This is a genomic window from Stenotrophomonas maltophilia group sp. Smal12, assembly GCF_037079935.1.
GTDB classification, from domain to species: domain Bacteria; phylum Pseudomonadota; class Gammaproteobacteria; order Xanthomonadales; family Xanthomonadaceae; genus Stenotrophomonas; species Stenotrophomonas sepilia.
In genome coordinates, this window is sequence record NZ_JBAWUK010000051.1 from 23378 (window position 1) to 30673 (window position 7296).

Annotated in this window: 7 protein-coding genes; 5 read left to right on the top strand and 2 right to left on the bottom strand. The window is 66.2% G+C overall.

Annotation, left to right across the window (positions count from 1 at the left end; genetic code table 11):
• The first annotated feature begins 503 nt into the window (after positions 1-503).
• The 5 genes from ahpC to WDC87_RS18185 all read left to right on the top strand — a co-directional run bounded on the left by ahpC (position 504) and on the right by WDC87_RS18185 (position 5468).
• Complete coding sequence (gene ahpC / locus WDC87_RS18165) at positions 504-1067, top strand: alkyl hydroperoxide reductase subunit C (RefSeq protein ID WP_005408159.1); 564 nt, start codon at positions 504-506, stop codon at positions 1065-1067.
• 225 nt (positions 1068-1292) lie between these two features.
• A complete protein-coding gene (gene ahpF / locus WDC87_RS18170) occupies positions 1293-2885 on the top strand; it encodes an alkyl hydroperoxide reductase subunit F (RefSeq protein ID WP_088497416.1) in 1593 nt (530 codons plus the stop codon).
• A gap of 85 nt (positions 2886-2970) precedes the next feature.
• On the top strand, positions 2971-3933 hold the full coding sequence (locus WDC87_RS18175; RefSeq protein WP_111008012.1) for a LysR substrate-binding domain-containing protein: 963 nt from the start codon (positions 2971-2973) through the stop codon (positions 3931-3933).
• A 123-nt stretch (positions 3934-4056) separates the two neighbouring features.
• Positions 4057-4461, top strand: a complete 405-nt coding sequence (gene rnk, locus WDC87_RS18180; RefSeq protein ID WP_049414505.1) for a nucleoside diphosphate kinase regulator — start codon at positions 4057-4059, stop codon at positions 4459-4461.
• 50 nt (positions 4462-4511) lie between these two features.
• On the top strand, positions 4512-5468 hold the full coding sequence (locus tag WDC87_RS18185; protein WP_072167897.1) for a transaldolase: 957 nt from the start codon (positions 4512-4514) through the stop codon (positions 5466-5468).
• Between the two features lie 640 nt (positions 5469-6108).
• Here the strand turns inward: WDC87_RS18185 and msrA are convergent.
• Together msrA and WDC87_RS18195 are read right to left on the bottom strand one after the other, a co-directional pair.
• Complete coding sequence (gene msrA / locus WDC87_RS18190; RefSeq protein ID WP_252744978.1) at positions 6109-6774, bottom strand: peptide-methionine (S)-S-oxide reductase MsrA; 666 nt, start codon at positions 6772-6774, stop codon at positions 6109-6111.
• Between the two features lie 30 nt (positions 6775-6804).
• Positions 6805-7068 carry a DUF2007 domain-containing protein gene (locus WDC87_RS18195; protein WP_252744977.1) on the bottom strand — a complete coding sequence of 88 codons (264 nt, stop codon included), beginning with the start codon at positions 7066-7068 and terminating at the stop codon, positions 6805-6807.
• Positions 7069-7296 lie beyond the last annotated feature (228 nt).

Genomic DNA, 7296 nt, shown 5'->3' on the forward strand with positions numbered 1-7296 from the left:
GCCGCACTGCCCCAAATCCCAGCCGCGGCGGGCGCACGAATACGCCCCCCCCGGGGGGGGGGGGGGGGGGGGGCGCGCCCCCCCCCCCGCCCCGGGCGGGCGCGGGGCCTCGGGCCGGCCGCTGGGGGGGGTGGGGTTGGAACCCCTTGGGAATATGCCCCCGCCCCGGCGGGGGGGGGGGGGGCGGCCCCCCCCCGCGCGGCCCCTCGGCTCTACAGATCCACCTTCGAGCATGGCTCGACGCTACAAAAAAGCTGGAATCCGTTCAGGTTTCGCCAGAGGGTATAAGGAGGGGCTATCAGCCCTCTTCTCACATCCCGGGCGATTTTCCTTGCCACACAAGCAGTTACAGGATAGGAGCGGCACGGTTCAGTGCCTGCTCGTGGCAATTTGATAGACTCCATCTATCAAATAGATGCAATCAATGGATTGTTCTTATCGCGAGCGAATGGGTAACCTAGCTCCTGTCGATTCACCCACTCCCCTTCACCAGAGGAAAAATGATGTCCCTCATCAATACCCAGATCCAGCCGTTCGAAGCCAACGCCTACCACAACGGCGAGTTCATCAAGGTTTCCGACGCCAGCCTGAAGGGCCAGTGGTCCGTCCTGATCTTCATGCCGGCCGCCTTCACCTTCAACTGCCCGACCGAGATCGAAGACGCGGCCGACCACTACGCCGAGTTCAAGAAGGCCGGCGCCGAGGTCTACATCGTCACCACCGACACCCACTTCTCGCACAAGGTGTGGCACGAAACCTCGCCGGCCGTCGGCAAGGCCCAGTTCCCGCTGGTCGGCGACCCGACCCACCAGCTGACCAACGCCTTCGGCGTGCACATTCCGGAAGAAGGCCTGGCCCTGCGCGGCACCTTCATCATCAACCCGGAAGGCGTGATCAAGACCCTGGAGATCCACTCCAACGAGATCGCCCGTGACGTGTCCGAGACCCTGCGCAAGCTGAAGGCTGCCCAGTTCACCGCCGCCAACCCGAACCAGGTCTGCCCGGCCAAGTGGAAGGAAGGCGAGAAGACCCTGACCCCGTCGCTGGACCTGGTCGGCAAGATCTAAGGCAGTACCGGCCTGCCGTGGCCCCACGCCACGGCGCGCCCTTCATCCCCGTGCCGGTCCCCCCGCCGGCGTGGGGGTGAACCCAAGACAGCCAACGCGCGCCAGCTTTGGCCAGCCAGCCCCTTCCACGGTCGCTGTCTTGGGTTCACCCCTACCCCCTGCTGGTCCGCTACCTTTCACAGCGGTGCCACGCCCCCTGTTTGCCTGAAGCCAGGAGATGACCCGATGTTGGACGCCAACCTGCAGTCGCAGCTGAAGACCTATCTGGAGCGCGTGACCCGCCCGATCCAGATCACCGCGCACGCCGACGACGGCGCCAAGTCGCAGGAAATGCTGGAACTGCTGCAGACCCTGGAAAGCCTGTCGGACAAGATCACGCTGCAGGTCCTGCGCGATGGCCAGGGCCGCGTGCCGTCCTTCGACCTGGGCACGCCGGGCCAGGACATCCACCTGACCTTCGCCGGCCTGCCGATGGGCCACGAGTTCACCTCGCTGGTGCTCGCCCTGCTGCAGGTCGGCGGCCACCCGTCCAAGGCCACCGCCGAGCTGATCGAGCAGGTGCAGAACCTGGAAGGCGAGTACAGGTTCGAAACCTACTTCTCGCTGTCCTGCCAGAACTGCCCGGACGTGGTGCAGGCGCTGAACCTGGCCGCGGTGCTCAACCCGCGCATCCAGCACGTGGCCATCGATGGCGCCCTGTTCCAGGACGAAGTCGAGAAGCGCGAGATCATGTCGGTGCCGACCGTGTACCTCAACGGTGAAGTGTTCGACCAGGGCCGCATGACCCTGGAGCAGATCGTGGCCAAGCTGGACACCAATGCCAGCAAGCGCGATGCCGAGAAGATCGCCGCCAAGGACGCCTTCGACGTGCTGGTGGTGGGCGGTGGCCCGGCCGGTGCTGCAGCGGCGATCTACGCCGCGCGCAAGGGCATCCGTACCGGCATCGCCGCCGAGCGTTTCGGTGGCCAGGTGCTGGACACGATGGCCATCGAGAACTTCATCTCGGTGAAGGAGACCGAAGGCCCGAAGCTGGCCACGGCGCTGGAGCAGCACGTGCGCGAGTACGAGGTGGACATCATGAACCTGCAGCGCGCCAGTGCGCTGGTGCCGGCCGGCGAAGACGGCCTGGTGCAGGTGCAGCTGGAGAACGGCGCGGTGCTGAAGTCGCGTTCGGTGATCCTGTCCACCGGCGCGCGCTGGCGGCAGATGAACGTGCCGGGCGAGGACCAGTACCGCAACAAGGGCGTGGCCTACTGCCCGCACTGCGATGGTCCATTGTTCAAGGGCAAGCGCGTGGCGGTGATCGGCGGCGGCAACTCCGGTGTGGAAGCGGCCATCGACCTGGCCGGCATCGTGTCGCATGTAACCCTGCTGGAGTTCGATTCCAGCCTGCGTGCCGACGAAGTGCTGCAGAAGAAGCTGCGCAGCCTGGGCAACGTCACCGTGCTGACCAGCGCACAGACCACCGAAGTGCTCGGCGACGGCAGCAAGGTCACCGGCCTGGTCTACAAGGACCGCATCGGCGGCGATGCCCACCGCGTCGAGCTGGAAGGCATCTTCGTGCAGATCGGCCTGCTGCCCAACACCGAGTGGCTGAAGGATGTGGTGGCGCTGTCGCCGCGCGGCGAGATCGTCATCGACGACCGCGGCCAGACCAACCTGCCGGGTGTGTTTGCTGCTGGCGATTGCACGACGGTGCCCTACAAGCAGATCATCATCGCCATGGGCGCCGGCTCGACCGCCGCACTGAGTGCGTTCGACCACCTGATCCGCTCGTCGGTGAGCAACAGCAGCGGTGCCGTTGCTGAAGCGGCCTGATCCACCGTTCCCAGATCACCGGGAACATTGTCTGCCTGTCGGGTAACCACGCCGTCAGCCGGTCCGTTACCCCTGGGGTGTAAGGATGAACCTACGTGATCTGAAGTACCTGGTAGCCCTGGCCGACCACAAGCATTTCGGCCGGGCTGCCGCGTCCTGCTTTGTCAGCCAGCCGACGTTGTCCACGCAGATCCGCAAGCTGGAGGAAGAGCTCGGCCTGCCGCTGGTGGAACGCGCACCGCGCAAGGTGATGCTGACCCCGGCCGGCCAGGAAGCAGCCGCACGGGCGCGGGTGATCGTGTCCGAAGTGGAACAGCTGAAGGAAGCGGCGCGACGCAGCCGCGATCCGGAAGCCGGTACGGTGCGCCTGGGGATCTTCCCGACCCTCGGCCCGTACCTGCTGCCGCATGTGATCCCGCGCATCCGCGAGCGCTTCCCGGAGCTGGAACTGCTGCTGGTCGAGGAAAAGAGCGATGTGCTGCTGGACCGCCTGCGCGAAGGCAAGCTCGACGCTGCATTGCTGGCGCTGCCGGTGATCGACGAACAGCTGCATGCCGAGTTCCTGTTCGAGGAACCGTTCCTGCTGGCCGTCTCCGGTCGCCACCCGCTGGCACGTCGCGAGCACCTGGACGTGCAGGAACTGGCCACGCAGAAGCTGCTGCTGCTGGAGGACGGCCATTGCCTGCGCGACCAGGCGCTGGAAGTCTGCCGCCTGTTCGGCGCCAACGAGAAGTCCGAGTTCCGCGCCACCAGCCTGGAAACGCTGCGGCAGATGGTCGCCGCCGACGTCGGCATCACCCTGCTGCCGAGTCTGTCGGTGCAGCCGCCAGTGCCGCGCTCGAACAACATCCGCCTGCTCGACTTCACCGGCGAAGGCCGTCCCAGCCGCCGCATCGCCATGATCTGGCGCCGCAGCTCGGCCATGAACGACTTCCTGATGGACCTGGCCGACCAGTTCAAGCGCCTGCCGCAGGCGCTGTTCACGCTGGAGGCGCTCGATGCCGGCAGCGATGCACCGGCCCTGCCCGGCCCGGCGCTGAACGGCTGAACCCCTGCAGCACCGGCCCGGAATCGGCAGGAGTCGATTCCGGCCGCATTTGTCCCCACAATACAGACAGGCGGCGCCAGCAGGTGCCGCCTTTTGCATGGCTTTCAACCAAGGAGCGTCACCATGAACACCGCCAGCGGCCTGCCGCCGTCGATCACCGTTTCTACCTTCGACATGGACCGCCTGGACGCCATGCTCGAATCTCCCGCGCTGAGCCAGACGCCTGCCGCGCTCGCGCTTGCTGAAGAACTCAACCGGGCCACCGTGCTGGCACCGGACCAGATTCCCGAAGGCATCGTCATGATGCATTCGCGCGTGGAGTGCGAAGATGAAGTGTCGGGCGAAAAGCACGTCCTGACCCTGGTCTTCCCCCGCGAAGCCAACGTCGATGAAGGCAAGGTTTCCGTGCTGGCCCCGGTCGGCAGTGCCCTGCTCGGCCTTTCGATCGGCCAGAGCATCGACTGGACCGCGCCCGGCGGTCGCAAGCTGCGCCTGCGCGTGACCGCGGTCCACAACGACCGCCCCTGATTACCGCTGCGCACCGCGCGCGATTCGATCCCCCTGTCCCAGGAGCCGTAATGAGTACCCCGTCCAAACTGTCCCAGCTGCGCGAACTGTCCGTGGTTGTTGCCGATACCGGTGACTACGAGGCGATCAAGCGCCTGCAGCCGGTGGACTGCACCACCAACCCGACCCTGGTGAAGAAGGCGCTGGACCTGCCGGTCTACGCCGAGCTGATCGAACGCGAACTGGCCTGGGGCCGCCAGCAGACGGGCGACCGCGAAGCCGTGGTGCACGCCGTGGCCGACCGCCTGACCATCGGCGTCGGCGCGCTGCTGAGCACGCTGGTGCCGGGCCGGGTGTCCACCGAAGTGGATGCCGACCTGGCTCACGACACCGCTGCCACCGTGGCCAAGGCCCGCCAGTTCATCCAGATGTACGCCGATGCCGGCGTGCCGCGCGAGAAGATCCTGATCAAGATCGCCGCGACCTGGGAAGGCGTGGAAGCCGCGCGCATCCTGCAGGCCGAGGGCATCGACTGCAACCTGACGCTGATCTTCAACCCGACCCAGGCGCTGGCCTGCAGCGAAGCCGGGGCGTTCCTGATCTCGCCGTTCGTCGGCCGCATCCTGGACTGGTACGTGGCCAACGGCCAGGCCCCGGCCACCATCGATGAAGACCCGGGCGTGAAGTTCGTGCGCGGCGTCTATGCCGAATTCAAGCGTCGCGGTTCGCCGACAGTGGTGATGGGCGCCTCGTTCCGTTCGACCGCGCAGATCGAAGCACTGGCCGGCTGCGACCGCCTGACGATTTCGCCGGACCTGCTGGAAAAGCTGGACGCCGACCACGGCGAGCTGCCGCGCAAGCTGGTGGCCGGTGCCGCCGATGGCGCGGCGGTGACCCCGATCGATGCGGCGAAGTTCGCGGCGGACCTGGCGGCCGATCCGATGGCCACCGAGAAGCTGGCGACCGGCATCGATGCGTTTGCCAAGGATCTGGAAGCACTGCGCGAGCGGATCCGCGCGGCACTGTGAGGATTCCGGCCAACGGCTGAGCCCCTCGTGGCGGGGAGCTCAGAGCAAAAGCCGTGCTGGGTCGGGCGGGTTGGGTTCGCGGGAGACGCCGTGAATCCATCCCTGGAGGCTTGGCCGCCGCTTGCTCGTGTGCGCTGTCCTGCGCACACGGCAAGACCGGGGTTGGGCGTCCTGCCCAACCCGCCCGAGGCATGCCTCGGGCCCATGCGGCTCACGCCCCTGCACGGCCTACCCACCCCGCCTTCGACAGTTTCCTGCGGCCGCCCGCCACGGAAGAAGGAAAGAAGAGCAACAGCGGGTCGCGCGCTTCGCTTGCTTGGAGCGGAGCATGGCTCCGCTCTACAGAAAGCACTGCTGGATCAAACAAAAAGGACGCGGCAAACGCCGCGTCCTTTTTGTTTTTCTTCAGTTCGTCAGTAACCCATGCTCTCGCCCACCGTCACCGGGAAACTGTCGAAGGTGGAACGGGGGCGGCTGGCAGGACCGTTGGGGCCATTGATTGCGCCATCGAGCCCCCATGGACCGGTTAACGGCGTGTCCTGCCAGCCGCCCCCGACCCGCCCAACCAAAAGCGACCCAGAGCCGCTTTTGCTGTTGATTTTGATTTTTACCTTTCCCGCCGCAGGCGGACCACCCCGCGTCAGCGCGGCGCCTCCACATCCAACCCGATCGGGCAGCTCACGCCGGTGCCGCCGATGCCGCAGTAGCCGTTCGGATTCTTCGCCAGGTACTGCTGGTGGTAGTCCTCGGCGTAGTAGTACGCCGGTGCCGGGTACACGATCTCGGTGGTGATCGGGCCGTAGCCGGCCGCAGCCAGCTGCGCCTGGTAGGCCTCGCGGCTGGCCAGCGCGGCCCTGTACTGGGCCTCGTCGGTGGCATGGATCGCCGAGCGGTACTGGGTGCCGGTGTCGTTGCCCTGACGCATGCCCTGGGTTGGATCGTGGCTTTCCCAGAACAGCTGCAGCAGCCGCCCCAGGCTCACCACCGCCGGGTCGAACACCACCTGTACCACTTCGGTGTGGCCGGTCAGGCCCGAGCAGACCTCTTCATAGGTCGGGTTCGGCGTGATGCCGCCTGCATAGCCGACCGACGTGCTGTACACGCCCGGCTCGGTCCAGAACTTGCGCTCGGCGCCCCAGAAGCAGCCCAGCGCAAAGCGGATCTGCTGCAGGCCGGCGAAACGGTCCTTCAGCGGATGGCTGTTCACGAAGTGCTGGTTGCTGTGCAGCGGCAGTGGTTGGTCACGCCCCGGTAGCGCCTCTTCCAGGCGCGGCAGGCGCTGCTTGAAGGCGCCGATGCCGAGGATGCCCTGGCCAATTCCCAACATGATGCGCTCCTACGCCGGAATGCCGGCAATGTCGTCTGCATCGGAAATGGGGTCGGACGGGGCCTGGCCCAAGTCCAGCGCCGCTACGATGTCCTCGGCCTGCGGCCGCGCCGCATCGGGGATGCCGACCCGCAACACGCCAAACAGCGGCAGCTCGCCCATCCCGCCCAGCAACTGCTCTCCGAACACGAACGCGGGGATACCGGCGTCTTCCAGGGCGTGCTTGACCAGATGGGCGTCGAACAGGTTGTCGGCCTTGTACACGATGTGCATGTGGCGGCTCCTCGGGGCAAGGGTCCAGCATACGCCTGGGGGCTGAATGGTGGAGAGGGCGGGATCCGAGAGTTGGCGGCCCCCCGCCCCCCCCAAACCCACAACCCCCGGTGTTTGCGCCCGCCGGCCGCCCCCCCCCCCCCAGATTCCCCGAACCCCCTAAAATTTTTTTTTTTATTTATTTATTTTTTAGCACAAATTAAATACCCAAACACCCCCCCATTTTTT

Excerpts from the sequence above, each read along its gene's own strand:
- WDC87_RS18195 (WP_252744977.1), bottom strand. The coding sequence starts at position 7,068 with ATGCACATCGTGTACAAGGCCGACAACCTGTTCGACGCCCATCTGGTC.
- WDC87_RS18185 (WP_072167897.1), top strand. The coding sequence starts at position 4,512 with ATGAGTACCCCGTCCAAACTGTCCCAGCTGCGCGAACTGTCCGTGGTT.
- WDC87_RS18175 (WP_111008012.1), top strand. The coding sequence starts at position 2,971 with ATGAACCTACGTGATCTGAAGTACCTGGTAGCCCTGGCCGACCACAAG.
- ahpC (WP_005408159.1), top strand. The coding sequence starts at position 504 with ATGTCCCTCATCAATACCCAGATCCAGCCGTTCGAAGCCAACGCCTAC.
- ahpF (WP_088497416.1), top strand. The coding sequence starts at position 1,293 with ATGTTGGACGCCAACCTGCAGTCGCAGCTGAAGACCTATCTGGAGCGC.
- rnk (WP_049414505.1), top strand. The coding sequence starts at position 4,057 with ATGAACACCGCCAGCGGCCTGCCGCCGTCGATCACCGTTTCTACCTTC.